The sequence below is a fragment of the Acidovorax sp. CF316 genome (assembly GCF_000276605.1).
Taxonomy (GTDB): Bacteria; Pseudomonadota; Gammaproteobacteria; order Burkholderiales; family Burkholderiaceae_C; genus Acidovorax.
Genome location: NZ_AKJX01000315.1, coordinates 1 through 695, shown reverse-complemented (window position 1 = coordinate 695; position 695 = coordinate 1). Strand labels below are relative to the sequence as shown.

Here is a 695-nt window from a genome sequence, read left to right as displayed (position 1 = left end):
GAGAGAGGGGCTGAGGGCCGCGGCTCCAAGCCTGCCTGCGCAGGCTTGGACGTGCCCGAAGAGCCGCCGCCTCTGGCGGTGGCACCGAGGCACGAAGCGACTCAGGGGGTGCTTCACTTCACACCGGGTCGGCCATCTGCCGGGCCTCCTCCTGCACCCATTCCATGAAGGCCAGTTGCCCCGGCGTGGCCGGGCGGTCCTTGTCGGTGCACAGGAAATAGCCGCGCGCGGTCGAGACCGGCAGGTCGAAGGGGATCACCAGCTCACCGCTGTGCAGCTCGCGCTCGATCAGGCAGGGCTGGGTGATGGCGATGCCCACCCCCTCCTTGGCCGCGAAGATCAGGTTCATGCTCAGGTCATAGCCGGGGCCCAGTTTGAGCTCGCGCGGCAGGCCGGCGGCATTGGCCCAGCGCGCCCAGTTGTCGGGGAAGTTGGTGTGGTGCAGCAGCACCTCGCGCGCCAGGTCGGCCGGGCGCTGGAGGCGCGGCGCGACCTGCGGGGCACACACGGGAATGATGTCTCGCCCCATGAGGTAGCTGGCCTGCAGGCGCGCGGGCCAGCGCCGGCGTGGGCGCTTCACGTCGATCCACACATCCACGTCGTCGCGGCTGAAATCCTCGTCATGCCGAAACTGCCGCATCTCGATATCGAGGCCCGGGTGGCGCGCCTGGAAGCGCGGCAGGCGCGGCAGCAGC

Annotated in this window: 1 protein-coding gene; it reads right to left on the bottom strand. The window is 70.1% G+C overall.

Annotation, left to right across the window (positions count from 1 at the left end):
• Positions 1-118 precede the first annotated feature (118 nt).
• On the bottom strand, positions 119-695 hold a 577-nt coding region (locus PMI14_RS33290; protein ID WP_035206563.1), incomplete at its 5' end, for a LysR substrate-binding domain-containing protein.